The sequence below is a fragment of the Bradyrhizobium sp. USDA 3240 genome (assembly GCF_054063295.1).
Window position 1 is genome coordinate 4,177,322 of sequence record NZ_JBSSGD010000002.1, and the last position, 24,812, is coordinate 4,202,133.

Sequence of the window (24,812 nt, forward strand, 5' to 3'; positions counted from 1 at the left end):
GCGGACGGCTGCGGCGCCGGCGAGTCGTGAATTTTTGCAGCGTCAAAGGCGTCGACGCCGCCACCACCTAGCCGGTGCCCGGAGCAAAGAAAAACGCCGGAGAGCGGTTAGGCTCTCCGGCGTTTTCATTGGTTCAGGCCGTTACGCCTTCATCGCAGCCTTGACGGCCTCCGCGGTGATCGGCAGGCCGCGGACGCGGGCGCCGACCGCGTTGAAGACGGCGTTGCCGATCGCCGGCGCCACCACCGTCACTGCGGGCTCGCCGACGCCGGTCGCCTTCTCGCCATTGGCGATGACGTTGACCGCGACTTCCGGCAGCTGGCTCATCCGAAGCGGCGTGTAGCTGTCGAAATTGGTCTGCTCGATGCCGCCGTCCTTCAACGTCGCCTTCTCGAACAGCGCCAGTGACATGCCCCACAGAGCCGCGCCCTCGACCTGGGCCCGGATGCCGTCGGGATTCACTTGCGTACCAACGTCGGTCGCAACCGTCAGCTTCTTCACCGTCACCTCGCCCGAGGGGGCGACGGCGACATGGGCGACGCAGGCGGTCCAGCTCGCCGTGGCGCGCTCCTGCGACGACACGCAGGCAACGCCCATGCCTTCGCCCTTGGGCAGCTTCCTGGTGCCGTAGCCGGCGAGACCCATCGCCGCGAGCAAGGTGTTACGGAGACGCTGCGCGCCGCCGTCGTTCTTGCCCTTGCCGTCGAGCAGCTCGACGCGAAGCTGGGCCGGATCCTTGCCGGTCGCATGCGCGATCTCGTCGACCATGCTCTCGACCGCCCAGAACGTCCAGCCCGGTGCCACCGAACGGAGCTGACCCGACGGGGTGGCGTTGTGGGCCATCTCGTTCTTGATCGCCCGCACATAGTGGTTGGGAACGGTGTAGAAGAAGTCCGAACCGTTCACCGTGAACGCATCGAGCGGTCCCTTCTTGTCGACCGAGGGCGACAGGAAGTCGGGGATGCCCCAACGCTGGGTCGGCCAGGCCGAGACGACATCGTGGCTCAATGCGACGAGCTTGCCGTCGCCGTCCACGCCGGCCTTTACTTTCTGGTAGGTCAGCGGACGCGAGAAATCCATCGTCATGTCGTTCTCGCGCGTGTAGATGACCTTGACCGGCTTGCCTACGGCCTTGGCCGCCTGCACCGCGGGCACCATCATGTCCGCGTCGAGACGCCGGCCGAAGCCGCCGCCCAGCCACATCTGATGCATCACCACGAACTTCGGATCGATCCCGGCGGCGCCGGCCGCGATCGCACCGGAGCGCGTCGCGAACTGGTTGCCGGAATAGATGTGCAGGATGTCGCCCTTGAACTCCGCGGTGGCGTTCATCGGCTCCATCGGCGCGTGGATGTTGATGTTGGTGGTGTATTCCGCCTCGAGCACCTTGGCCGCCGTGCCGAAGGCCGCGTTCGGATCGCCGTCCTTGACGAAGAACTCACCGGAATCGCTCAATCCCTGAAGCCGCTTGGCTTCGGCGAACAGCGATTCGCTCGACAGTTTGGCGTTCGGACCGCCATCGTAGTCGATCTTCAGCGCCGCCGCCGCCTTCTTGGCGTTGGCGTAGGTGTTGGCGACCGCGACGACCCAGCCGGTCGTGGTTGTGGTCTTGTCGTCCAGGGTGACGGCCTTGATGAAGCCCGGCACCTTCTTGGCCGCGCTATCGTCCACCGACTTCACGGTGGCGCCGTAGCGGACCGGCGGAGTGACCAGCGCGCCGTAGACCATGCCCGGCAGCATCACGTCGATGCCGTACTTGGCCGTGCCGTTGACCTTCAACGGAATGTCGAGCTGCGGCACCGAGACGCCGATCATGGTGTACTGGTCGGCCGACTTCAGCTTGATCGCCTTCAGATCATCCGCCGTGAAGGTCTTGGTCGCCTTGCCGCTCTTCACCACCTCGGCAAACGACATCGACTTCTTCGACTTCGGATGGCTGATCGTCGACGCGCGCACCACCAGTTCGCTGGCCGGCACGCCCATCGAGGCTGCCGCCGCCTCGGTCAATGCGATACGGCCGGCAGCGCCGGCGCGGCTCATGGCGTCGAAGTTCATCATCGTCGACCAGCTGCCGCCGGTGATCTGCGCGCCCAGCACGGGGTCGTTGAACTTCGGATCGTTGGATGCGAGCTGGACCCGCATGTCCTTCCAGTTCGCGCCGAGCTCTTCGGCCACGATCTGCGCCATCGTCGAGGCGACGTGCTGGCCCATGTCGGCCTTGCCGCAGGTCACGGTGACGAGACCATCGGGCGCGATCGAGTACCAGACGCTCGGCTCGACGTTAGCGGGCGCGGGTGCCGCGAGCGCGTAGTCGATGCCGGACGCGGCGTAGCCGAGCACGAGACCGGTTGCAGCGGTGCCGACCAGGAAGGAACGGCGGCTGAGATCGGTCGTCTCGGGGGCGAGGTCTTTCACGTGCTTGTTCATGTGGCCCTCCGCTCAGATCCGGTGGCCGATGCGGTGCGCATGTCGGACGCAGCGCGCATGATCGCCTTCTGGATTCGTGAATAGGTCATGCAACGGCAGAGATTGCCGTCCATATGCGCGACCACTTCTTCCTTCGTCGGGTTGGTGTTCTTCGACAGCAGCGCTGCCGCCTGCATGATCTGGCCGGACTGGCAGTAGCCGCATTGCGGCACCTGCTCGGCGACCCAGGCCTTCTGCAAGGGATGTTCGCCCTTAGCGGAGAGGCCTTCGATGGTGGTGATCTTCTTGCCGACGGCGTCGGCAAGCGAGGTCTGGCAGGACCGCACCGCTTCGCCGTTGAGGTGAACCGTGCAGGCGCCACAGAGACCGGCGCCGCAACCGAATTTGGTGCCCGTCATCTGCAATTGCTCGCGGATGACCCAAAGCAGCGGCGTGTCATTGGCCGCCTCGACGGACATATTCCGTCCGTTGATATTGAGATTTGGCATCTCTCTCCCCTTCCGGTGTAGGCAGCCGCTTACGGCGGCAACTCACTGTTGGGTCATGGCTGGCGCCCACCGGGTAAGCGACAGTTGCCGAAACAATGATCCGGTTCCCGGCTGGAGGCAATCCAATTTGGAATTGCTCGAAAGGAATAAATTTCGGAAACTGCCCGTTGTGCAATGCGGTAACGGCATGAAGCTTTTGAAATGCCAGTATTGATGCCGTATCGATGCCTCCTACCAAGGTCGGTAGCGCTGCCGGACCTGACATCGACAAGAGAAGGAGCCCGTCAATGGCCAAGCTCAACCGCAGCGGCGTCGATATCTACTACGAGATTCACGGCAGCGGCCCGCCCCTGATCCTCACCCACGGCTATTCGTCAACGTCTGCGATGTGGCAGGGCCAGATCGAGGCGCTGTCGAAGCGGCACAAACTGATCCTGTGGGACATGCGCGGGCACGGCCAGTCCGACTATCCCGACAATCCGGATGCTTATAGCGAGGCGGCGACGGTCGGCGACATTGCCGCCCTGCTCGACGCCGCCGGCGCCGACAAGGCGATCGTCGGCGGTCTGTCGCTCGGCGGCTACATGTCGCTTGCCTTCCACCGCGCCCATCCGGAGCGGGTGCGTGCGCTGTTGATCATCGACACCGGTCCGGGATTCAAGAAGGACGACGCCCGCGAGGTCTGGAACACGCGTGCCCGCGACACCGGCGACCGCTTCGATCGTGAGGGGCTCGAGGTGCTGAAGTCGCTGAGCGCCGAGCGCGCGTCGGTCACGCATCGCAATGCCAAGGGTCTGGCGCTCGCCGCGCGCGGCATGCTGGCGCAACGCGATGCGCGGGTGATCGAGTCATTGCCCGGGATCAAGGTGCCGTCGCTGGTTGTGGTCGGCGCCAACGACACGCCGTTCCTGCCGGCGTCCGACTACATGGCCGCGAAAATCCCGGGTGCGCAGAAGGCGGTGATTCCGAACGCCGGCCATGCCGTCAACATCGATCAGCCGCAGGCCTTCATTGCCGCCGTGCTGCCGTTCCTGGATAGCCTTGAAGCCGGCGCGCCGGGAAAGGCCGCCTCATGAAGACGATTGTCGTCGCCTTGTTGCTGACGGCGGCAGCGACCGCAGCGAACGCCCAGAAGCTACGGCCGTTCGCCGACCCGGCCACGCCGACCTTCACCGCGACGCTGTCGAACAACACACCGCTGGTGTTCGGCATGGGCGTCGCGGACGCGCAGCGCGCGCTTGGCACCCCCTTCACCCATGTCAGCGGGCGGCCCGGCAATGAGATCTTCCTGACCTTCCGCGACCTCGGCGGCAGCGGGCTGTTCCCGCACCATGACCGTCTCTATCTGCAATTCCGCAAGGGCCGGCTCGCCGGCTGGAAGGGCGACTGGGGCGAGAACTGGATGTGGCGATAGAGCATGATCCGGAAAAGTGCGAAGCGGTTTTCCCTCGCGACAAACGCGAACGCGTTTGCGCGGAGATCATGCTCAAAATATGAGGCGCCCTCATCATCGAAAGCTTCATGCAACCCCCAACATGACAAGGATGGACCATGGGACAAGACATCAAACTGAAGGCTTCGGACGGATTTGAACTCGGTGCCTATCGCGCCGATCCCGCCGGCGCGCCGAAGGGCGCGATCGTGGTGATCCAGGAGATCTTCGGCGTCAACCACCACATCCGCTCGGTTTGCGACCGGCTGGCGAAGCAAGGCTATGTCGCGGTTACGCCGTCGATCTTCGACCGCATCACGCCGAACTTCCAGAGCGGCTACTCCTCCGATGAGGTGGCCGAGGCGCGGAAATTCGTCGCCAATCCGGACTTTGCCGCGATGCTGCGCGACAGCCAGGCGGCGATCGACGCGGTGAAGGCGGTCGGGCCGGTCGGCATCATCGGCTTCTGCCTCGGCGGCAGCATCGCCTATGCGGCGGCCACCAAGCTGACCGGGCTCTCGGCCGCCATCGGCTATTACGGCGGCGCCATCATCCGCTTCGCCGACGACAAGCCGACCGTGCCGACGCAGCTGCATTTCGGCGAGAAGGATGCCGGCATTCCCTTGAGCGATGTCGAGACCATCAAATCGAAGCGGCCCGAGGTCGAGGTCTTCATCTATCCGGGCGCGCAGCACGGCTTCCATTGCGACGAGCGCGCAAGCTACGACAAGGCGAGCGCCGACATCGCCTGGCCGCGCAGCATGGAATTTTTCGGGAAGCATCTGAAGAAATAGGGCGCCGCTTTCCCAAACTCGTCATTCCGGGGCGCGCGAAGCGCGAGCCCGGAATCCATCTCTCAATAGACGCTGCGGCAAAATGGATTCCGGGCCTGCGCCTTGCGGCGCATCCCGGAATGACAGCGGAGAGATGTTGCTCAGAACCAGCGCTCGCCGACGAACACCGTATCGCCCGGGCTCATCGGCGTGCCCAGCGGCACCACGAAGCGGCCTGAACCGGATGCATCGGTATGGGTCAGCGTCACGCTGTCGCGGCGGGCGCGTGGCGCGAAGCCGCCGGCGATCGCGACCGCGCTTTCGACGGTCATGTTCGGCACGTAGGGATATTGGCCGGGAGCCTGGACTTCGCCGAGGATGAAGAACGGCCGGTAGGATTCGATCTCGACCGCGACTGAAGGATCGCGGATGAAGCCGTTGCGCAAGCGTGCCGAGATTTCACCGGCAAGCCCGGCCGGCGTGCGACCGCGTGCCGGCACCGAGCCGATCAGCGGCATGGTGATCGAGCCGGCAGCGTCGATCGCGTAGGAGTTGGTCAGGCCTTCCTGGCCGTAGACCACGACGCGGAGCTTGTCGCCCGGGCCGAGATGATAGGAGTTGTCGTAACCGCCGGGCCCACCCGGCGCGGCGGCATAAACCACCGGGGCGGCGCCGGGCGCGGCATAGCCATAACCGGGAGAAGTGCTGGCGAAGGCGGACCGCAATGCGCTGATCGCACCACCGCCGCCTGCATCGACAACCGGAGCGGGTGCGTAGGCCGGTCCATAGGTGACGGCATCGACACCTTGCGGGCCGACGGCAATGGGGCCGGACGTGCTCATGCAGCCAGACAGCGCGAGCGCAGCCACAACGGCAGTGATCGGCAATCGTAACGCGTGTGCAACCGGCACCGGACCTATCCCTCAACGGCGAGACAAGCCCAGTCTTGCACCAACTATGGTTAATAAAGGGTTTTCGAGGACCGAGCGGGGAGTCGGAAAGCCCGCCTCCCCCTCGATTTAGCGCATGACACGGCGATCAGGCGGTGACGCCGACGCCGATCGGGCAAGACACGCCGGTGCCGCCGAGCCCGCAATAGCCCGCCGGATTCTTGGCGAGGTATTGCTGATGATAGTCCTCAGCGAAGTAGAACTCGCCGGCCGGCGCCACTTCCGTCGTGATCGCGCCGAGGCCCTTGGCGGCAAGCGCCTTCTGATACATCGCCTGCGACGCATCGGCGGCTTTGTGCTGCGCATCGCTGAACGTGTAGATCGCAGAACGATATTGCGTGCCGATGTCGTTGCCCTGGCGCATGCCCTGCGTCGGGTTGTGGTTCTCCCAGAACGTCTTCAGCAGCTTCTCGTAGGAGATCTTCTTCGGGTCGAACACGACCAGCACGACTTCGGTGTGGCCGGTGCGTCCCGAGCACACCTCTTCATAGGTCGGGTTCGGCGTGTGGCCGCCTGCATAGCCGACCGCCGTGGTGTAGATCCCGTCGCCGAGTTCCCAGAACTTCCGTTCCGCGCCCCAGAAGCAGCCAAGCCCGAACACGGCCTGCTCGAGGCCTTGCGGATAGGGCGGCGTCAATTTGCTGCCATTGACGAAATGGGTGGTCGCGGTCGGGATCGGCGTCGCGCGGCCAGGCAGCGCCTCGGCGGCGCTTGGCAACGCGGTGGTCTTGCGCATGAACAACATGGATACCTCCGGGCGGGACATCGGCCGACGCGGGCTGGGGCCTGCGGGCCAGCTGTCACCTATATATGTCCTTACGCGGATGATGGCAGCCCCGTTACTGAACGGCTGCGGCCAAGAGAAGCTCAAGCGGGCTGCAGCCGGCTCAGTCGCGCGCGTAGCCGATCAGCGGCTTGCGCGGCCGGAACAGGATCATCAGCAGGATGCCAGCAATGCCGAGCACCGCGAAAACCGGCTGCTCCAGAAGCACGCGGATCACGTCGTTCCACAGCCAGGGCGCGAAACGATCCACCCAGGCATGGAACGCCTGCTGGCTCGACTGGTGGATATCGTTCCAGAACTGGCCGAATTGGGTGAACCGCAGGCTCTGGTCGGCGACGTAGCGGGCCCCGTCATAGACCATGAAGATGAAACTGCCGGCCAGCAGCAAAAGGCCGATCAGGCGGAAAAAGCCGCGGATCATGCGTCACCCTAACTCCCAGTCGCGCCCCACGCGTCGACAGGCCTTACCGGGCGCTCCCCGGAAATTCAACCTCTTCAGCGGCTTATCCGGCCCTTGCGAGGCCGATTTCCGGTCCTTTTTCGGTCCCGAAAGCGTTGACGGTTAAGGCTGCGCCATCTATAAGACCGGCCGATGGCGGCGGGTGCAATCCTGCCGCCGCTGTTCTTTGGACAGTGCCGCATGCCGGGGCAGCATTTTGCGCTCTTCGTATGGCCGCCTCAAGGACACCCAAGACAACACCTTGGACAACTACATCAGAGTTGAGATTTGAACCGGCCGGTGCGCGCCAGCCCGACCACCGAGCGATCACCGCCGAAGGACAGTTAGAGAACCATGGCCAACACCACCTCCGCCAAGAAGGCGACCCGCAAGATTGCTCGCCGCACCATCGTCAACAAGTCGCGTCGCACGCAGATGCGTGGCGCGGTGCGCACCGTCGAGGAAGCGATCAAGAGCGGCGACCGCGAGGCGGCACTCAAGGCGATGAGCAAGGCCGAGCCCGAACTGATGAAGGCAGCGCAGCGCAACATCATTCACAAGAACCTCGCGAGCCGGAAGGTGTCGCGCCTTACGCAGAGCATCGCCAAGCTCGCCAAGTGAGCTCAACACGTAAGCTCAACACGTAAGCTCAGCGAGTAGAGCTCGCCGCGCAAGCTGACTGAGGAACACGTTTGTCACGAAGCCCGGCTCGCGCCGGGCTTTTTGTTTTGGTCTCACATTTTGTCGTGGAAGTTTCATAGCGCGAGAAGAGTCGGCGTTGCCGCGCGACGAACCGCGTGTCATGTTTCGTCGCGTCCGTAGTTCTACCGGCCCAATATGCTTAACGCGCCGCACTCGTGCAGATTGTTCTGCGCTAAGCGCGATAAATGGAATAAGGCGCGGCATCGCGCGTCGGAAATTGCGGCGCGGGTTACCCTGCAAAAGTAATCGAGAAAACTCACGCTTCGCGAGTTACTTATGCACATAGCGCTGGACAGCGATTGGAAAAATGACCGGCGCGAGACCAAATGTAAATTTTCTATGAAAAATTTTTGGTATTGCACCGTCGTTTGTGACGCGCGTGAATCTGCGCGCTGATTCAAAACCTTGCTTTCGCAACTCAGCGGCGGCACCGCCGCAACAGTCGCGAAGAGTCTCGATCCCCGTCGAATCCACGGATTGTCAGAAAATACGCTTGGTGTATTTATTTCTTGTTCGCGACGCCCACGGCTCTCCAGATCAGCGCGGTTTGAGACCCAAGGGCGGACGCACAAATCGGCGGCGGTGTGTGCGTTAGCGACGCTTTCCAAGCGAAGCTAGATTGACGGCTCATAGCGATATGGGGACGGTCGACCTGTGTCAAAATATCTCCGGCGGTGTCCCCGGCAATTTGGGGGATCGAACAAGAGAGACCAGGGCGTCAGTCGGAATCTGGCAGCGGGAACGCGGCGCAAGCGAACAGGTTGACGACGACACGCGGCGGCGAAGCGCCGGGCATTTCGGTGTTCGGTAGCAGCAGTTCGATTTTGAAGACACCAGCAAGCTGACAACTTGCCGCGATACGTCGCGGTGGGAGGGGGAGGACTTATGCCTTACGGTATCATCACTGCAGTCGAACCAACGACAGCCCAAGTGCAGACTTCCTGTGGTGCCGTAATCAACCCCTCGGACGCTGGCTCTTACCCGCAGAGACCGTCGAGTACGCGCTGACCTCGCGGGACGCATCTTCTCCAAACAGCTGACCTGTCGCGTGGCGCATGGCCGCCACACGGGAGAGCTTTGTCCGGAGCAGACCGCGCCCGCTAGAGGTCGCGTCGTTGCAGGCCCCCTGCACGGCGCTTTCGCAATCATCATCTCTCAGATTTGGAAAAGTACGAAAGCAATGACGAACACGGAACAGGATCGCTGGTCGCGGGTGAAGGGACGTTTGCGGACGAGTGTTGGCGAGGACGTTTACACGAGCTGGTTCGCGCGGATGGATCTGGAGAGCGTGCACGACGAGAGCGTGCACCTGTCGGTTCCGACCCGGTTCCTCAAGAGCTGGATCCAGGCGCATTACGCCGAACGCGTGCTCACCTGCTGGCAGGCCGAGATGCCCGAAGTGCATCGCATCGACCTCACCGTGCGCTCGGCGATCCGCGCGGTGGCTCCAGTGAAGGAAGCGGCTGCGCCGATCGAAGTGCGCCGTGTCGAGCGCCATGACGGTCGTCCCGCGCCTGAACTGCGCTCGTTCGCTACTGCGCCGGTGTCCGCCAGCCATGATGCGCTCGGCGGCTCGCCGCTCGATCCGCGCCTGACCTTTGCAAGCTTCGTCGTCGGCCGTTCCAACACGCTGGCCCATGCGGCTGCGCGCCAGGTCGCGGAAGGACGCCGCGGCGATCCCGTGATGTTCAACCCGCTCTACATCCATGCCGGCGTCGGCCTCGGCAAGACGCATCTGCTGCAGGCGGTGACCTGGGCCGGCAATTCCGGCGGCGAGCGCAAGGTGCTGTATCTCACCGCTGAGAAGTTCATGTACGGCTTCGTCGCGGCGCTGAAGACGCAGACGGCGCTGGCGTTCAAGGAGGCGCTGCGCGGCATCGACGTTCTGGTCATCGACGATCTGCAGTTCCTGCAGGGCAAGTCGACGCAGGCCGAGTTCTGCCACACGCTGAATGCGCTGATCGACGCCGGACGTCAGGTCGTGATCGCGGCCGACCGTCCGCCGTCCGACCTCGAAAGCCTCGACGACCGCGTGCGCTCGCGGCTCGCCGGTGGCCTGGTGGTCGAGATGGGTTCGCTCGGCGAGGAACTGCGGCTCGGCATCCTGAAGTCGCGCGTCGCCGCGGCCCGCGCTCACCACGCGACGTTCGATGTACCGGAGGAAGTGCTCGACTATTTGGCGCGCACCATCACCCATAACGGCCGCGACCTCGAAGGCGCGATCAACCGCCTGCTGGCGCACTCCAAGCTCAACAACCAGCCGGTGACGCTGGAGATGGCCGAGCGCGAGGTGCGCGACCTGATCCGCCCGCAGGAGCCGAAGCGGATCAAGATCGAGGACATCCAGCGCGTCGTCGCCCGGCAGTACAATGTCAGCCGCTCCGACCTCCTGTCGTCGCGTCGCACCGCCAACGTGGTGCGCCCGCGCCAGGTTGCGATGTATCTGGCCAAGACGCTGACCCTGCGCTCGCTGCCGGAGATCGGCCGGCGCTTCGGCGGCCGCGACCACACCACGGTGTTGCACGCGGTGCGCAAGATCGAGGCACTGGTCGCCAAGGACACGACGCTGTCCGAGGAAGTCGAATCGCTGAAGCGTCAGCTGCAGGAATAGGACAGCAGGTATGAGGCCGCCTCATCTGGCCGGCTCGTTCCATAGCCCTCCCCTTTATCAAGAGGGGAGGGCTAAACTTTTTTCCGGCCCAAAACGTGGGGAACGGGGCCGGTTTCGCGCCCGTATCCCTTGCACCGGCCGCCCATCCGCGCCACCTTGCGGTCCCCCCGTGGGTTTGATCAAATCCGGTATTGATCCGGCTTATCGGGTTTCCAATGCCGCGGTGCTGCCCTGAACGGCCGCCCGGCTTTTCCATCTGAGGGATCTGGCGGGTATTGCAATGAAGGTCACCGTCGAGCGCGCGCAACTCCTGAAATCGCTGGGTCACGTTCACCGCGTGGTCGAGCGCCGCAACACCATCCCGATCCTCGGCAACGTGTTGATCCGCGCCGAGGGCGCCAAATTGTCGCTGAAGGCAACCGACCTCGATCTCGAGGTGACGGAGACCTTGGCCGCCGAGACCGGAACCGCCGGCTCGACCACGGTGCCGGCGCACATGTTCTATGACATCGTCCGCAAGCTGCCCGACGGTTCGCAGATCGTGCTGGAGGCCGACGGCGACCGCTCGGTGCTCGCGGTGCGCGCCGGCCGCTCGCGCTTCACGCTGCAGACGCTGCCCGAAAGCGATTTCCCGGGCCTTGCCGCCGGCGACATGACGCATTCGTTCTCGCTGCCGGCCTCCGACATCAAGCGGCTGATCGACCGCACCCAGTTTGCGATCTCGACCGAAGAGACCCGCTATTACCTCAACGGCATCTATCTGCACGCCGCCGGCAGCGCCAAGGCGGCGACCCTGCGTGGCGTCGCGACCGACGGCCATCGCCTGGCGCAGATCGACCTCGCGCTGCCCAAGGGCGCGACCGGCATGCCCGGCGTGATCGTCCCGCGCAAGACGGTCGGCGAGGTGCAGCGGCTGATCGAGGGCGACGACGCAGAGATCTCGATCGAGCTGTCGGATGGCAAGATCCGCTTCACGCTCGGCAATGTGGTGCTGACCTCGAAGCTGATCGACGGCACCTTCCCGGACTATGGCCGCGTCATTCCGCAGAACAACGACAAGGAACTGGTGGTCGACAAGAAGGATTTCGAGGCCGCCGTCGATCGCGTCTCGACCATTTCCAGCGAACGCGGCCGCGCGGTGAAGCTGGCGTTGTCCGCGGGCAAGCTGGTGCTCTCGGTCACCAACCCGGATTCCGGCAGCGCCACCGAAGAGCTCGAGGTCGAGTACGCCTCCGACGCGCTCGATATCGGCTTCAACTCGCGCTATCTGCTCGACATCGCCGCCCAGATCGAGGGCGAGGTCGCGGTGCTGAAGCTCGCCGATCCCGGCTCGCCGACCCTGGTGCAGGACCGTGACAGCAAGGGCGCGCTCTACGTGCTGATGCCGATGCGGGTGTAAGGATTTCCTCTTGTCATGGCCGGGCTTGACCCGGCCATCCATCCAATCAAATGACCTACTGGGTGTACATCCTTGCCAGCAAACCCGGTGGAACCCTTTACGTCGGCGTGACCAACAATCTGGTCCGGCGCGCCTACGAACATCGCGAAGGTCTCGCCGAGGGCTTTACCAAGAAGTACGGCATCACGCTCGTCCATTTTGAGGCCCATGAGACGATCGCTGCCGCGCTTCAGCGCGAGAAGAACTTCAAGCACTGGTCTCGTGAGTGGAAGATTGATCTGATCGTCGCCGGTAATGCCGACTGGCACAACCTATATGATGAAATTCTCCGCTAACGCGGACGATGGATTGCCGGGTCAAGCCCGGCAATGACAAGGTAACATGACCCCGTCCCGCATTCATCGCCTGTCGCTGACGCATTTCCGCAATTACCGGGCGGCGACGCTGCAGGTCGCGGGCGACATGGTGGTGCTGGTCGGGCCGAACGGCGCCGGCAAGACCAATTGCATGGAGGCGGTCTCGTTCCTGTCGCCGGGTCGCGGCCTGCGCCGCGCGACCCTGGACGACATCGCCGACAACCAAGGCGACGGCTCCTGGGCGGTCTCGGCCGAAGTCGAGGGCGCGCTCGGCCTCGCGACGCTCGGCACCGGCATCGATCCCCCGACCGGCGAGGCGAGCAACGCAAGGCGCTGCCGCATCGATCGCGAACCGGTCGGGTCCGCGACCGCGTTCGGCGACCATCTGCGCATGGTGTGGCTGACGCCGGCGATGGACGGCCTGTTCATGGGCGCAGCGTCCGAACGGCGGCGCTTCTTCGACCGCCTAGTGCTGGCGATCGATTCCGAGCATTCCAGCCGGGTCTCGGCGCTGGAGCGCTCGCTGCGCTCGCGCAACCGGCTGCTCGAGGTGCGCAACTACGACGACCATTGGTGTGATGCGATCGAGCGCGAGACCGCCGAGCTTGCGGTCGCGGTCGCCGCATCGCGCGGCCAGACCGCCGCCAAGCTCGCCGCGATGCTGCGCGAGCGCGGCGCGGCGTCGGCCTTCCCGTCCGCCGAGATCATGCTCGACGGCTGGATGGAGAGCGCGCTACTGCAGGAGCCCGCGACCGCGGTGGAGGACCGCTACCGCGAGATCCTGCGCGCCAGCCGTCCGCGCGACGCCGCCGCCGGGCGCACGCTCGACGGCCCTCATCTGACCGATCTGCAGGTGATCTACGCGCCGAAGAGCATGCCGGCGCGCGACGCCTCGACCGGCGAGCAGAAGGCGCTCTTGATCGGGCTGGTGCTGGCGCATGCCACGATGGTCGCGGAGATGACCGGCATCGTGCCGCTGCTGCTGCTCGACGAGGTCGTCGCCCATCTCGACCCCAATAGGCGCAAGGCGCTGTTCGAGGAGCTCGCCAAGCTCGGCGCTCAGGTCTGGATGACCGGCGCCGATCCTGCTGCCTTCGTCGATATCGGCCCAACGGGAGAGATTTTCGACGTCGAATCCGGCCGCGCGACGCGGCGCGGCTAAGCGCGCAAATCGTCTCCGAAAGGGGCCCGAATCTGCCTTCGAATCGGGCTTTTCAGAGCCTCCGGAATCGGCCTTTGAACGCCTTGAAACAGGCCGAAAAAATCCTATTTATTCAATAGTTTGTAGACGGAGACTTTGCGCTAGGCGCAACTGCTCTTTCATGGCACAAATAGCGGAATCAGCGCCTCATTTTGTGCAGCTGATTCGGGACATCCTCGAAGGCCTCACATGACTGAACCTGCCCGGCAGACCCCTGCCGAATCTGAGCATCCCGTTCCGGCCGAATATGGTGCGGAATCGATCCGGGTGCTGAAGGGCCTTGACGCTGTCCGCAAGCGGCCCGGCATGTATATCGGCGACACCGATGACGGGTCCGGCCTGCATCACATGGTCTACGAGGTCGTCGACAACGCGATCGACGAGGCGCTGGCGGGCCATGCGAGCCGCGTCCTGGTCACCCTCAATGCCGACAATTCCGTCACCGTCTACGACGACGGCCGCGGCATTCCGGTCGACATCCACAAGGGCGAAGGCGTCTCGGCGGCCGAGGTCATCATGACCCAGCTGCACGCCGGCGGAAAGTTCGACCAGAACTCCTACAAGGTCTCCGGAGGTCTGCACGGCGTCGGCGTCTCCGTGGTCAACGCGCTGTCGAGCAAGCTGGGCTTGCGGATCTGGCGCGACGACAAAGAGCACTACATCGAATTCGCGCACGGCGATGCCGTGGCGCCGCTCAAGGTGGTCGGCGATGCCCCGGGCAAACGCGGCACCGAGGTCACCTTCCTCGCCTCGCCCGAGACCTTCAAGAACATCGAATATGATTTCGCGACGCTCGAGCACCGGCTGCGCGAGCTCGCCTTCCTCAATTCCGGCGTCCACATCGTGCTGTCCGACATGCGCCATGCGGTCGAGAAGCGCGAGGAGATGTACTATTCCGGCGGCGTCGAGGAATTCGTCAAATATCTCGACCGCAACAAGAAGGCGATCGTGCCGGCGCCGATCATGGTGCGCGCGGAAGCCAACGGCATCGGCGTCGAAGCCGCGCTGTGGTGGAACGACAGCTACCACGAGAACGTGCTGTGCTTCACCAACAACATCCCGCAGCGCGACGGCGGCACCCATCTGGCCGGCTTCCGCGGCGCGCTGACGCGCCAGGTCAACGGCTATGCCGAGGCTAATGCAAAGAAGGAAAAGATCGCGCTGACCGGCGACGATTGCCGCGAAGGCCTCACCGCGGTGCTGTCGGTGAAGGTGCCCGATCCGAAGTTCTCGTCGCAGACCAAGGACAAGCTGGTGTCCTCGGAGGTTCGACCGGTGGTCGAGAACGTCCTCAACGAGGCGCTCGCGGCCTGGTTCGAAGAGAATCCGAAGGAAGCCAAGGAAATCGTCGGCAAGGTGATCCAGGCCGCCGCAGCCCGCGAGGCTGCGCGCAAGGCGCGCGAGCTGACCCGCAAGAACCCGCTCAGCGTCTCCTCGCTGCCCGGCAAGCTCGCCGACTGCCAGGAGAAGGATCCGGCGAAGTCCGAACTGTTCATCGTCGAGGGCGACTCGGCAGGCGGCAGCGCCAAGCAGGGCCGCAACCGCGAATTCCAGGCGGTGCTGCCGCTGCGCGGCAAGATCCTCAATGTCGAGCGCGTGCGCCCCGACAAGATGCTGTCGTCGGAGCAGATCGGCACGCTGATCACCGCGCTCGGCACCGGCATCAGCGACGATTTCTCGGTCGAAAAGCTGCGCTATCACAAGATCATCGTGATGACCGACGCCGACGTCGACGGCGCCCATATCCGCACGCTGCTGCTGACCTTCTTCTATCGCCAGATGCGCTCGATCATCGATGGCGGCTTTCTCTATATCGCCCAGCCGCCGCTCTACAAGGTCTCGCGCGGCAAGTCCGAGCAATATCTGAAGGACGAGCGCGCGCTCGAGGATTATCTGATCTCGACCGGGCTCGACGAATGTGTCTTCAAGCCGGCCTCCGGCGAAGAGCGCTCGGGCCGTGACTTGCTGTCGCTGGTCGAAGACGCCCGGACGATCCGCTCCGTGCTGCGCAACCTGCACAGCCGCTACAATCGCGCGGTGATCGAGCAGGCCGCGATCGCCGGCGTGCTGACCCCGAAAATCACCAGCGATATCGCGACTGCCAACTCCGCAGCCGATTACATCGCCAAACGGCTGGACGCGGTTGCCGACGAAGTCGAGCGCGGCTGGATCGGCACGTTCACGGAAGGCCAGGGCTTCCAGTTCGAGCGTACCGTGCGCGGCGTCAAGGAAGTGGCCGTGATCGACGACGCGTTTCTCGGCTCGGCCGATGCACGCAAGCTCGACGAGTATGCGACCAGGCTGCAGGAGATCTACGTGCGGGCGGGTAAGCTCCGGCGCAAGGATGCAGAGCAGACCATTCACGGCCCGATCGACCTGTTCGAGGCCGTGACCGATGCCGCCCGCAAGGGCATCTCGCTGCAGCGCTACAAAGGTCTCGGCGAGATGAACCCGGAGCAGCTGTGGGAGACCACGCTGGACACCGAAGCGCGCTCGCTGCTCCAGGTGAAGATCAAGGAGGTCGACGAGGCCGACGATATCTTCACCAAGCTGATGGGCGACGTGGTCGAACCGCGCCGCGACTTCATCCAGGAAAACTCGCTCAGCGCCACCATCGACATCTAGGGACGCGGCGGGCCGGGCGGCCATGCGCTTTCCGAGCGCAATGGCTCGGCCGAGATGACGTGTCCCTGACAACGCGATCGGCACCGTCGCGCGGCTACCTTTCGTGTGGAAGCTGCGCCGGGAGTTGTGTTACGGTGCCGGACAGCCATTGATTCCGTTGTGGAATTTCGCATGGCCCAGTTCAAATCCAAGTCTGCATCCAAGTCTGGATGATGCGTTAGGGGACATTCCGCGTGCCGCCGATCCAATACATCGTCGAAGGCGGCCGCCGCCTTTCGGGCACCATCGAGCCGTCGGGCAACAAGAACTCCGCGCTGCCGATCATTGCAGCTGCCCTGCTCACCGAGCATCCGGTCACGCTGACCAACGTGCCGCGCATTCGCGACACCGAAACGCTGGTCGAGCTGTGTCGTTCGGTCGGCGCCAGCGCCGAATGGACCGAGCGCAACACGCTGCAGATCCATGCCAAGGAGATCCGCGCCGCCGATCTCGATCCGGCGCTGTGCGCGCGCATCCGCGCCTCGATCCTGCTGGCAGGTCCGCTGCTCGCCCGCTGCGGCGAGGTTGCGTTGCCGCCGCCCGGCGGCGACGTGATCGGCCGCCGCCGGCTCGACACGCATTTTCTGGCCTTCGAGCAGCTCGGCGCCACGGTCACCGCGACACACCGGCTGGAATTCCGCGCTGCGCGCCTGAAGGGCGCCGACGTGTTCCTCGACGAGCCCAGCGTCACCGCGACGGAGAACGCGCTGGTCGCCGCCGTCGCCGCCCGCGGCACCACCTATCTGCGCAACGCGGCCTCCGAGCCGCATGTGCAGGACCTCGCCAATTTCCTGGTCGCGCTCGGGGCCAGGATCGAAGGCATCGGTACCAACACCATCGTCGTGCACGGCCAGGCGACGCTCGGCGGCACGACCTACGCGATCCAGCCCGACCATATCGAGGTCGGATCGCTGATCGGCCTTGCCGCGGTGACCCGCTCGCCGCTGCGCATCGCACGCGCCGGCGTCGAGCATTTGCGCTCGATCCGGATGGGCTTTGAGCGGCTCGGCATCGTCTGCGGCGTCGAGGGCGACGACCTCGTCGTGCCGTCGAACCAGACCATGAAGATCCACGACGATTTCGGCGGCCATGTGCCGAAGCTCGAGGACCAGCCGTGGCCGGCCTTCCCGGCCGACCTGATGTCGATCGCGATCGTCACCGCCACGCAGTGCGATGGCGTCATCCTGATGCACGAGAAGATGTTCGAGTCGCGGATGTTCTTCGTCGACAATTTGATCGCGATGGGCGGCCGCATCGTGCTCTGCGACCCGCATCGCGCGATCGTGGCCGGACCGAGCCGGCTGCGCGGCGCGCCGATGAACTCGCCCGACATCCGCGCCGGCATGGCGATGCTGCTCGCCGCGGTGTGCGCCAACGGCACCTCCACCATCAACAATGCCGACCAGATCGAGCGCGGCTATGAGCGGATCGACGAGCGGCTCAACGCGCTCGGCGCCAAGATCAAGCGGATACCTGCGCGATCGTAGCTCCCTGCGGCAGCTTGGCCATCCTTCCGGCCGGTTTGCCGTGCTAAGCGTGCCGTCATGACCTGCATCGACAAGATCGACCCGGCCGCGGTGCGCGCGGCCGTCGTCCCACCTCGCAAGCTGCTCACGGCTGAGCTCGCCGAAACGCTGAAGCTCGCCGTGCCGCTTGCGCTGACGCAGCTCGGGCAGATCGCGATGATGACGACCGATCTCGCCTTCATCGGCCGGCTCGGCAGCGAGAACGTCGCCGCGGCGGCGCTGGCGCACACCGTGTATTTCGTCAGCTTCACCATCGGCATGGGCATGATGTCCGCGGTCTCGCCATTGGCCGCGCAGGCGTTCGGCGCCCGCAACCCGCGCGTGATGCGGCGCGCACTCCGCGTCGGCCTATGGGCGGGATTCTTCATGGTGCTGCCGCTGATGGCGCTGCCGTTCCACGGCGAGCGCATCCTGCTCGCGCTCGGCCAGACCCAGGCCACCGCGCATCTGGCGCAGCAATATCTGTTCGGGCTCGCCTGGGGCGTCCTGCCGGCGCTGTGGTTCATCGCGATCCGCGGCTTCATGAGCGCGGTGAACCGGCCGGAGCCGGTGCTGTGGATCACGCTCGCGGCGATCCCGGCCAATGCGCTGATGGTCTATCTTCTGCTCTACGGCAAATGGGGCATGCCCGAACTCGGCATGTTCGGCGCCGGACTTGCGACCACGATCGTCAATCTCGCCACCTTCCTCGCCGGCGTGTGGTTTGCGGCGCGGCGCCGCCCGTTCCGCAAGTATCACGTGTTCAGCCGCGTCTGGCGCATCGACTGGCCGTTGATGGGCAAGCTCGTTGCCGTCGGCGCACCGATCTCGATCGCGTTCCTGCTGGAATACGGCCTGTTCGGCGCGGCCGGCCTGCTGATGGGGCTGATCAGCACCACGGCGCTGGCGGCGCACCAGATCGCGCTGCAGATCGCGGCGATCCTGTTCATGGTGCCGTTCGGCATCAGCATGGCCGCCACCGTGCGGGTCGGTCAGGCGGTCGGCCGCCGCGACACCGACGCGGTGCAGCGCGCCGGCTTCGTCGCGATCGCGCTCGCCGGCGTCTTCATGAGCGTCATGACGCTCGCGGTGATCCTGGCACGCTTCGAGATCGCGGCGCTGTTCCTTGGCGAAGCCTCCGACGCCACCGCGCAGCTCACCGCGATGCTGCTCTTGATCGGCGCGACCTTCTTCATCGCCGACGGCGTGCAGACCACCACCGCCGGCGCGCTGCGCGGCATGAACGACACCCAGGTGCCGCTGCTGTTCGCCGTCATCAGCTACTGGCTGATCGGCTTCGCGTCGGCCTCTGCGCTGGCCTTCTGGGCCGGGCTCAACGCCCCCGGTGTCTGGATCGGGCTGTCGCTCGGCACCGCGGTCTATGCGACCCTCCTGATCTTGCGTTTCCGCCTGCTGGCACGCAGACTGGTTGGATGAAGGTTGCCGCATGAAGGTCGATGAGATCACACCGAACGGAGGCTAGCGCATGACCTTATCGGTCGACCTGTTCTTCTCGTTCCGCAGTCCCTACAGCTATTTAGCGCTGCCGAAGACGTTGAAGATGGTCACCGACTACGACCTCGCGGTGAATTTGCGGCCGGTCTATCCGCTCGCGGTGCGCGTGCCCGGCTTCTTCAAGAAGACCAATCCGCAATTCGCCCGCTATGTCGTGCTCGATTCCAGCCGCGTCGCCAAGCATGAGAGCATCCCGTTCCGCTTTCCGCGTCCGGACCCGATCGTGCAGGACATGACGACGCTCGACGTCGCCGCGCATCAACCCTATATCCACCGCCTGACCCGGCTCGGCGCCGCCGCGCAGCTCGAAGGGCGGTCGCTTGCCTTCACTGCCGCGATCAGCCGCGTGCTGTGGGACGGCTCGGTGAAGGGCTGGCACGAGGGCGATCATCTGGCGAAAGCGGCCGATGCCGCCGGCTTCGATCTCGCTGCGATGGATGCGGCGATCGCGGCCGATCCCGACCGCTATGAAGCGGTCATCAAGGGCAACGAGGATGCGCACGCGGCCTCCGGCCATTGGGGCGTGCCGACCTTCGTGTTCGAGAACGAGCCGTTCTTCGGTCAGGACCGTATCGACCTCCTGATCTGGCGCATGGAGAGCAAGGGCCTGACGCGCCGCACGGCATAGCCGAAGTTCATGCCGCGCTCTTCTCCGACGTTTCGGCAACGATCTTTTCGGCAGCCTCTTCGTTCGTGCACCAATTGCCGTGGCAGCGCTTGAGGTCGTTCAGATTCTGCCGCATCTGGTCGAGCGAAAATCCAAGCGCGAAGAACCGCTCCATGGCATCGACCGGAAGGCCCCGGGTCAGGCCCTGGCTACGAACAGCGGCAACCTCCTCGCTATAGGCATGCAGCGCGGCATCGACCGGTGCCATGTCGGCCGGACCGCTGCCGGTGCGCAGGGCGGTCGCGACCGCCACCATGTAAGTCACGATGGCATTGCTGACGTCGGCCAACGGCCGCGCCAGCCTGGCCTGGATATCGGCCGGCAGCGGCACGACGCAGGCGCGCCCGATCATCACGACATCGTGCCGCAGCCGCTGGACCGTCCGCAGCAGCGGACCGGTGTCCGGCCCGGATGACAGATGCATGGTGCGTTCACGCTCGGCCTCGAGGCCGGTCGCGTGCAGATTGGTCACCGCGGTGCCGATGCCATCCTGGATCCGGTGCAGTGCATCGTTGTCGAGCCCGCGGGTCAGGCCGGCGAGCAATTCGGCGAATGCCGCCGAGAGCAGTTCCAGCAGCTTCGACGCATTGACCCTGATCTGGCTGACCGCGCGCGACGGCAGCACCAGGAACGAGATCACAAGGCCGGTGAGCGCGCCGACCGTGACCTCGAGCACGCGGTCGATCGCGGAGTCCAGCGGATTGGAGTGATGCATCGTCGGCAGCAGCAGCACGATCACCGCCGTCACCGTCGCCGAGTTCAGGCTGGGATTGAGCGCGGCGATGAACGCCAGCGGCACGATCGCCAGCACCAGCAGCGCCAGCAGGCTGCCCTCGCCGGAATGCGGGATCAGCACCGCGATCGCGCCGCCATAGATGGCGCCGCCGATGGTGCCGAGCATGTAGTCGCGGGTTGCCTTCAGCGAACGGCCGACGCTCATCTGCGTGACGATCAGCGAGGTCAGCACCGCCCACAGCGGCAGCATGAGGTTGAGCGCCAATGCGATGGTATAGGCCGCCACGCCGGCGGACGCGATCCGGACCGCCAGCGCCAGCTGCGTCTTGCGGGTCCAAAGCTTGGCAAACATGCGTTTTGCGAAGGTCCTCATGCACCCTGATCCGCAATCAATGGAAAGGCCCGTGTTACATGACTTGAAGTCCAGCGACCTGGAGCATGGCTGCTGCCCGCGGCGGCAAGGTGGCTTGAAAGGCCAAACCTGCCCGCCTACCCTGCGCCTCAAAATTGAGGAAACACGATGGCCCACGAAACCGCAACGCTCGCCGCCTATGTCGCCGACCTGAAATACTCCGATATCCCGCCGGAGGTGCTGGCGCGCGCCAAGGTTTTGACGCTGGATTTCCTGGGCAGCACCATCCGCGCCCGCCGCGATGCGGAATCGACCCCCTCCCTGATGAAGATGCTGGAGGCGCTGGCGCTGGACGGCAAGGGCGAGGCCACGGTATTCGGCGACACCAAGACCTGGACGCCGGCGGTGGCGGCGCTGCTCAACGGCGCGCTGGGCCATTCGCTGGACTTCGACGACACCCACGCCGATTCCTCGCTGCATCCGAGCGCGCCCGTGGTGCCCGCCGCCTTCGCGATCGGCGAGATGGTCGGCGCCTCCGGCCGCGACGTGCTGACCGCGATCGTCGCCGGTTATGAAGTATGCTGCCGGCTCGGCAACGCGCTCGACCCGACCTCGCATTATGCCAAGGGTTTCCACCCGACCGCGACCGCCGGCACCTATGGTGCCGCGGCGGCGGCGGCAAAACTGTTCGGGCTGTCGAAGGAGCGGATTATCTCCGCGTTCGGCGTCTCCGGCAGCCAGGCCGCCGGCTCGCTGCAATTCCTGGTCAATGGCGCCTGGAACAAGCGCTACCAGGTCGGCGCCGCCGCGATGAACGGCGTGATCGCAGCGACCCTGGCGCGCAACGACTTCATCGGTGCGAGCGAATCGGTCGAAGGCAAGCACGGCCTGCTGGTCGGCTATACCGATGACGCGCATCCGGACAAGGCAGTAGCCGGACTCGGCAGCACCTACGAGACCCTCAAGATCGGCGTGAAGCCGTATCCGAGCTGCCGCTACACCCACGCCGCGATCGACGCGCTGATCGCGATGCGGCGCGAGCACAATCTGACGCCGGACCAGATCAGGAAGGTCGAGATCGGCCTGCACCGCAATGGCATCACGCTCACCGGCGACGCCGCCACCAAGCGCCACCCGACCTCGGTGGTCGGCGGCCAGTTCTCGATGTTCTTCACCGGCGCGATCGCGCTCGACCAGGGCCATTTCGGCTGGGACGATTACGACCGGCTCGGTGACAAGGCAATCGACGCGCTCGCCGACAAGTTCGACGTGGTGCAGGACGACCGCCTCGAAATCGGCCGCACCCATCCATTCGGTGCGCGCGTCTCGATCACCACCGATGACGGCACCCATGAGCGCCTCTATGCCGATCCCTCCGGCGAGCCGACCTCGTTCCCCGATGCACAGGCGATGCAGCAGAAGTTTCTGACGCTGGCCCGCCCGGTGCTCGACAAGCGCGCCGACCAGCTCGCGGACGCGATCCTGACGCTGGAGCGGTTCGACCGCGTGGAGAAGGCGACGCAGCTTGGACGGCAGTAGGGGCGGCCGTCGTCGAGCGCTGGCTGCGCGCCACATCTACCCCTGTCGTCCCTGCGAAAGCAGGGACCCGTAACCACAGGGTTGCGTTGTGAGAGTGAGCTGCGGCCCCAGCCTCGCGCAACGATCCACATCTGGGGCAATGGGTCCTGGCTTTCGCCAGGACGACGATGGGGATGGGGCGCAATTCAAGACGTCAAACAGCGCGGTGTCATCACCCGTGAAAGCGGGTGATCCAGTATTCCAGAGACAGCGATGCTTGAGCTGAGAGGCCGCGGCGTACTGGATCGCCCGGTCGAGCCGGGCGATGACAGGTGAGGATGAGGGCGCAGCTTCGCCTGCCCCGGAATGACGGAGAGCCTACTCCGCTCCATCGATGATCACGAAATCCCCGTCCGAATATCTCTGCCGGATCGCCTTGGCGGCCTGATAGTCGGGGCAGGTGTAGCATTCCATCGCGGTGGCGCGGTCCCTGAACTCGATGACGAAATTGCGCTGGCGCGTCGCGCCTTCCATCACCTCGTAGGGACCGTTGCGCACGATGAAATTGTCGCCGTATCTGGCGAATACCGGCATCGCGGCGGCGAGATATTCGGGATAACGGGCTTCATCGTGCACCGTGACGTGCACGATCCAGTAGGCTTTCGGCATGATGGTCTCCGGCTGAGCGATCTTAGAGAACGTGGCGCACCTCCTACGAGATGCGCCCCGACATCAGAAAATTCCGGAGACCGAGATTCAATTCACGATCGCGCGGGTGGTGTGTGACGTGCCAGTCAATTGCCGCCCGCGAGCCGCGCGCCGGTCGAGGTCGCCGCGATGGCATCGCGAACCAGATCGAACACACCGTCCGCCTCGGGCGGCATGTTCGGCGAGCGGCCAAGCCGCACGATGACGAGGTGCTGCGACGGCACGATGATCACATATTGCCCGATCGTGCCCTTGGCGAAGAAGGCGTCGCGCGGCCAGCCGTGCTTGACACGGAAGTTGGCGCCAAAGCTGTCGCCGAGATTGGTCCAGAAGCCGGCGCCGATGCCGACCCAGGCGTTGGGCGTCGGCGATGCGGAGTGCTTGACCCAGCCTTCGGGCAGGATGCGCTTGTCGCCGGCCATGCCGTCATTGAGGTAGAGCTGGCCGAGACGCGCCCAGTCGCGCGCGCTCGCCATCATCGAGCCCGATCCTTCCGGCGTGTCCACAGCATCGAACTGCATCACGACATTGCGCATGCCGAGCGGATCGAACAATTCGCGGCGCGCAAACCGCATCACGTCGGCGGCGTGGCCGCCGGCTGCGTTGCGGATCAGATGCGAGAGGATGATGAAATTTCCGTCGTGATAATTCCACGCCGCGCCCGGGGCGGTCTCGAGCGGAATGCTCTCGGCGTACGCGGCCATGTCCGGCTCCATGAACTTCATCCGGTTGACCGGCTCGAGCACGGATGCCAGCGACGCCTGCAGCGAGCTGCCGAGCGCAAGGCCCGCGGTGTGGCGCAGCAGCTCGTCGACCGTGATCGCGTGGCGCGGATCCTTCGGATCCTGCCAGGCCGCGATCGGCACCGGCCGGTCGACCGTGAGCTTGCCGTCGCGCACCAGAATTCCGATCAGGGCCGAGATCACCGATTTGGTCGCGGAGAAGCCGAGCAACGGGGTGTCGATGCCAATGCCATCGGCGTAGCGCTCGGCGACGATGCGGCCGTCCTTCATGACGACGACCGCGCGGGTGCGCCGGAACGGCGGCTCGGCCGGCTCGACAAAGGCGCGATCGAGCGCGGCCGCAAGCTGCGGGCTCTGCGGCGCGACGAGCGCGGGACCGGCGATCTCGGGCAGCAGCGCGGCCTGCGGCTTCGCAGCCGGCACCCCAATTCCGGCCAGCGTCTCGCCATGGTCGAGCGTGCAGCCGAGCCCCTCGCGATAGACCGCGTGGCTGCGGCCGAGCCCGAACAGCGTCACGGTGACGTCGCGGCGATCGAGGTCGACCTCGGTATCCATCGCCCAGGTGATCAGGCCGGCCCCCGGCATCGCATCCGTGGTCTCGGCCAGGTTTCGCCTGGGGTCGAGCCCGCTGACAAAGGTCTCCGAGCAGACGATATTCGCAACAAAGCCGGTTGCGACCCTGGGCACATCGCGGGCGCGGGCGGCGGACAGCGCCAGCGCACCGAACGCGGTGGTTGCTATGAGAATGAAGGCGAGCTTTCGACGGGTCACGGGATCCTCCGGCGTGGCGCATTGAGTGCGTGGCGGGATCAGGCCGCAGCGGGTGGGGAAGCGCTCGCCGGA

21 protein-coding genes are annotated in these 24,812 nt (G+C 65.1%); 13 read left to right on the forward strand and 8 right to left on the reverse strand.

From position 1 onward, the window contains the following. Nucleotides 1-141: 141 nt before the first annotated feature. Together ACVIGA_RS20420 and ACVIGA_RS20425 are read right to left on the reverse strand one after the other, a co-directional pair. Nucleotides 142-2,427 carry a molybdopterin cofactor-binding domain-containing protein gene (locus ACVIGA_RS20420; RefSeq protein ID WP_456667744.1) on the reverse strand — a complete coding sequence of 762 codons (2,286 nt, stop codon included), beginning with the start codon at nucleotides 2,425-2,427 and terminating at the stop codon, nucleotides 142-144. Beyond that, nucleotides 2,424-2,915: a (2Fe-2S)-binding protein gene (locus ACVIGA_RS20425; RefSeq protein WP_050425001.1), complete on the reverse strand. Its 492-nt coding sequence runs from the start codon at nucleotides 2,913-2,915 to the stop codon at nucleotides 2,424-2,426. The genes ACVIGA_RS20420 and ACVIGA_RS20425 overlap by 4 nt, the downstream gene beginning before the upstream one ends. A 287-nt stretch (nucleotides 2,916-3,202) precedes the next feature. Here ACVIGA_RS20425 and ACVIGA_RS20430 point away from each other — a divergent pair, with 287 nt between their 5' ends. The 3 genes from ACVIGA_RS20430 (at nucleotide 3,203) to ACVIGA_RS20440 (ending at nucleotide 5,141) form a co-directional block, all read left to right on the forward strand. Next, nucleotides 3,203-3,991 (forward strand): alpha/beta fold hydrolase, encoded by a 789-nt coding sequence (locus ACVIGA_RS20430; RefSeq protein ID WP_456667745.1) that lies wholly within the window; start codon nucleotides 3,203-3,205, stop codon nucleotides 3,989-3,991. Next, nucleotides 3,988-4,329: a hypothetical protein gene (locus tag ACVIGA_RS20435; RefSeq protein ID WP_456667746.1), complete on the forward strand. Its 342-nt coding sequence runs from the start codon at nucleotides 3,988-3,990 to the stop codon at nucleotides 4,327-4,329. The genes ACVIGA_RS20430 and ACVIGA_RS20435 overlap by 4 nt, the downstream gene beginning before the upstream one ends. Nucleotides 4,330-4,466: 137 nt before the next feature. Beyond that, nucleotides 4,467-5,141 (forward strand): dienelactone hydrolase family protein, encoded by a 675-nt coding sequence (locus ACVIGA_RS20440; protein ID WP_456667747.1) that lies wholly within the window; start codon nucleotides 4,467-4,469, stop codon nucleotides 5,139-5,141. Between the two features lie 140 nt (nucleotides 5,142-5,281). On the opposite strand, the gene ACVIGA_RS20445 is transcribed toward ACVIGA_RS20440, so the two are convergent. The 3 genes from ACVIGA_RS20445 to ACVIGA_RS20455 all read right to left on the reverse strand — a co-directional run bounded on the left by ACVIGA_RS20445 (nucleotide 5,282) and on the right by ACVIGA_RS20455 (nucleotide 7,275). Next, the gene (locus ACVIGA_RS20445) at nucleotides 5,282-6,031 is read right to left on the reverse strand and encodes a polysaccharide biosynthesis/export family protein (RefSeq protein WP_456667748.1); all 750 of its coding nucleotides are present in this window, start codon (nucleotides 6,029-6,031) and stop codon (nucleotides 5,282-5,284) included. 127 nt (nucleotides 6,032-6,158) lie between these two features. Further along, nucleotides 6,159-6,815 (reverse strand): peptide-methionine (S)-S-oxide reductase MsrA, encoded by a 657-nt coding sequence (gene msrA / locus ACVIGA_RS20450; RefSeq protein WP_092120552.1) that lies wholly within the window; start codon nucleotides 6,813-6,815, stop codon nucleotides 6,159-6,161. A gap of 142 nt (nucleotides 6,816-6,957) precedes the next feature. Further along, a complete protein-coding gene (locus ACVIGA_RS20455) occupies nucleotides 6,958-7,275 on the reverse strand; it encodes a hypothetical protein (RefSeq protein ID WP_223971711.1) in 318 nt (105 codons plus the stop codon). A gap of 372 nt (nucleotides 7,276-7,647) precedes the next feature. On the opposite strand from ACVIGA_RS20455, the gene rpsT reads away from it, so the two are divergent. The 9 genes from rpsT (at nucleotide 7,648) to ACVIGA_RS20500 (ending at nucleotide 19,874) form a co-directional block, all read left to right on the forward strand. Beyond that, complete coding sequence (gene rpsT, locus ACVIGA_RS20460; protein ID WP_029079417.1) at nucleotides 7,648-7,914, forward strand: 30S ribosomal protein S20; 267 nt, start codon at nucleotides 7,648-7,650, stop codon at nucleotides 7,912-7,914. Between the two features lie 1,261 nt (nucleotides 7,915-9,175). Then, nucleotides 9,176-10,606 (forward strand): chromosomal replication initiator protein DnaA, encoded by a 1,431-nt coding sequence (gene dnaA / locus ACVIGA_RS20465; protein WP_456667749.1) that lies wholly within the window; start codon nucleotides 9,176-9,178, stop codon nucleotides 10,604-10,606. Between the two features lie 280 nt (nucleotides 10,607-10,886). After that, complete coding sequence (dnaN, locus tag ACVIGA_RS20470) at nucleotides 10,887-12,005, forward strand: DNA polymerase III subunit beta (RefSeq protein WP_074126563.1); 1,119 nt, start codon at nucleotides 10,887-10,889, stop codon at nucleotides 12,003-12,005. A 50-nt stretch (nucleotides 12,006-12,055) separates the two neighbouring features. After that, a complete protein-coding gene (locus ACVIGA_RS20475) occupies nucleotides 12,056-12,340 on the forward strand; it encodes a GIY-YIG nuclease family protein (protein ID WP_456667750.1) in 285 nt (94 codons plus the stop codon). 46 nt (nucleotides 12,341-12,386) lie between these two features. Then, nucleotides 12,387-13,523, forward strand: a complete 1,137-nt coding sequence (gene recF / locus ACVIGA_RS20480) for a DNA replication/repair protein RecF (RefSeq protein WP_456667751.1) — start codon at nucleotides 12,387-12,389, stop codon at nucleotides 13,521-13,523. Between the two features lie 228 nt (nucleotides 13,524-13,751). Then, nucleotides 13,752-16,187 (forward strand): DNA topoisomerase (ATP-hydrolyzing) subunit B, encoded by a 2,436-nt coding sequence (gene gyrB, locus ACVIGA_RS20485; RefSeq protein ID WP_456667752.1) that lies wholly within the window; start codon nucleotides 13,752-13,754, stop codon nucleotides 16,185-16,187. A gap of 233 nt (nucleotides 16,188-16,420) precedes the next feature. Then, nucleotides 16,421-17,713, forward strand: a complete 1,293-nt coding sequence (murA, locus tag ACVIGA_RS20490; RefSeq protein ID WP_456667753.1) for a UDP-N-acetylglucosamine 1-carboxyvinyltransferase — start codon at nucleotides 16,421-16,423, stop codon at nucleotides 17,711-17,713. Between the two features lie 57 nt (nucleotides 17,714-17,770). Then, nucleotides 17,771-19,168: an MATE family efflux transporter gene (locus ACVIGA_RS20495; protein WP_456667754.1), complete on the forward strand. Its 1,398-nt coding sequence runs from the start codon at nucleotides 17,771-17,773 to the stop codon at nucleotides 19,166-19,168. A 49-nt stretch (nucleotides 19,169-19,217) separates the two neighbouring features. Then, nucleotides 19,218-19,874 (forward strand): DsbA family protein, encoded by a 657-nt coding sequence (locus ACVIGA_RS20500; RefSeq protein ID WP_456667755.1) that lies wholly within the window; start codon nucleotides 19,218-19,220, stop codon nucleotides 19,872-19,874. Nucleotides 19,875-19,881: 7 nt separating this feature from the next. Here ACVIGA_RS20500 and ACVIGA_RS20505 read toward each other — a convergent pair whose 3' ends face one another. Continuing rightward, entirely contained in the window at nucleotides 19,882-21,021 is a 1,140-nt protein-coding gene (locus tag ACVIGA_RS20505) for an FUSC family protein (RefSeq protein ID WP_456667756.1), read from the reverse strand. 147 nt (nucleotides 21,022-21,168) lie between these two features. Between ACVIGA_RS20505 and ACVIGA_RS20510 the strand changes: the two genes are divergently transcribed. Then, the gene (locus ACVIGA_RS20510) at nucleotides 21,169-22,539 is read left to right on the forward strand and encodes an MmgE/PrpD family protein (protein WP_456667757.1); all 1,371 of its coding nucleotides are present in this window, start codon (nucleotides 21,169-21,171) and stop codon (nucleotides 22,537-22,539) included. A gap of 357 nt (nucleotides 22,540-22,896) precedes the next feature. On the opposite strand, the gene ACVIGA_RS20515 is transcribed toward ACVIGA_RS20510, so the two are convergent. Both ACVIGA_RS20515 and ACVIGA_RS20520 read right to left on the reverse strand, forming a co-directional pair. Continuing rightward, nucleotides 22,897-23,187 carry a DUF1330 domain-containing protein gene (locus ACVIGA_RS20515; protein WP_456667758.1) on the reverse strand — a complete coding sequence of 97 codons (291 nt, stop codon included), beginning with the start codon at nucleotides 23,185-23,187 and terminating at the stop codon, nucleotides 22,897-22,899. A 125-nt stretch (nucleotides 23,188-23,312) separates the two neighbouring features. Further along, nucleotides 23,313-24,740 (reverse strand): serine hydrolase domain-containing protein, encoded by a 1,428-nt coding sequence (locus ACVIGA_RS20520; protein ID WP_456667759.1) that lies wholly within the window; start codon nucleotides 24,738-24,740, stop codon nucleotides 23,313-23,315. Nucleotides 24,741-24,812: the final 72 nt, after the last annotated feature.

Excerpts from the sequence above, each read along its gene's own strand:
- ACVIGA_RS20420 (WP_456667744.1), bottom strand. The coding sequence starts at position 2,427 with ATGAACAAGCACGTGAAAGACCTCGCCCCCGAGACGACCGATCTCAGC.
- ACVIGA_RS20425 (WP_050425001.1), bottom strand. The coding sequence starts at position 2,915 with ATGCCAAATCTCAATATCAACGGACGGAATATGTCCGTCGAGGCGGCC.
- ACVIGA_RS20430 (WP_456667745.1), top strand. The coding sequence starts at position 3,203 with ATGGCCAAGCTCAACCGCAGCGGCGTCGATATCTACTACGAGATTCAC.
- ACVIGA_RS20435 (WP_456667746.1), top strand. The coding sequence starts at position 3,988 with ATGAAGACGATTGTCGTCGCCTTGTTGCTGACGGCGGCAGCGACCGCA.
- ACVIGA_RS20440 (WP_456667747.1), top strand. The coding sequence starts at position 4,467 with ATGGGACAAGACATCAAACTGAAGGCTTCGGACGGATTTGAACTCGGT.
- msrA (WP_092120552.1), bottom strand. The coding sequence starts at position 6,815 with ATGTTGTTCATGCGCAAGACCACCGCGTTGCCAAGCGCCGCCGAGGCG.
- ACVIGA_RS20455 (WP_223971711.1), bottom strand. The coding sequence starts at position 7,275 with ATGATCCGCGGCTTTTTCCGCCTGATCGGCCTTTTGCTGCTGGCCGGC.
- rpsT (WP_029079417.1), top strand. The coding sequence starts at position 7,648 with ATGGCCAACACCACCTCCGCCAAGAAGGCGACCCGCAAGATTGCTCGC.
- dnaA (WP_456667749.1), top strand. The coding sequence starts at position 9,176 with ATGACGAACACGGAACAGGATCGCTGGTCGCGGGTGAAGGGACGTTTG.
- dnaN (WP_074126563.1), top strand. The coding sequence starts at position 10,887 with ATGAAGGTCACCGTCGAGCGCGCGCAACTCCTGAAATCGCTGGGTCAC.
- ACVIGA_RS20475 (WP_456667750.1), top strand. The coding sequence starts at position 12,056 with ATGACCTACTGGGTGTACATCCTTGCCAGCAAACCCGGTGGAACCCTT.
- recF (WP_456667751.1), top strand. The coding sequence starts at position 12,387 with ATGACCCCGTCCCGCATTCATCGCCTGTCGCTGACGCATTTCCGCAAT.
- gyrB (WP_456667752.1), top strand. The coding sequence starts at position 13,752 with ATGACTGAACCTGCCCGGCAGACCCCTGCCGAATCTGAGCATCCCGTT.
- ACVIGA_RS20495 (WP_456667754.1), top strand. The coding sequence starts at position 17,771 with ATGACCTGCATCGACAAGATCGACCCGGCCGCGGTGCGCGCGGCCGTC.
- ACVIGA_RS20500 (WP_456667755.1), top strand. The coding sequence starts at position 19,218 with ATGACCTTATCGGTCGACCTGTTCTTCTCGTTCCGCAGTCCCTACAGC.
- ACVIGA_RS20505 (WP_456667756.1), bottom strand. The coding sequence starts at position 21,021 with ATGAGGACCTTCGCAAAACGCATGTTTGCCAAGCTTTGGACCCGCAAG.
- ACVIGA_RS20510 (WP_456667757.1), top strand. The coding sequence starts at position 21,169 with ATGGCCCACGAAACCGCAACGCTCGCCGCCTATGTCGCCGACCTGAAA.
- ACVIGA_RS20515 (WP_456667758.1), bottom strand. The coding sequence starts at position 23,187 with ATGCCGAAAGCCTACTGGATCGTGCACGTCACGGTGCACGATGAAGCC.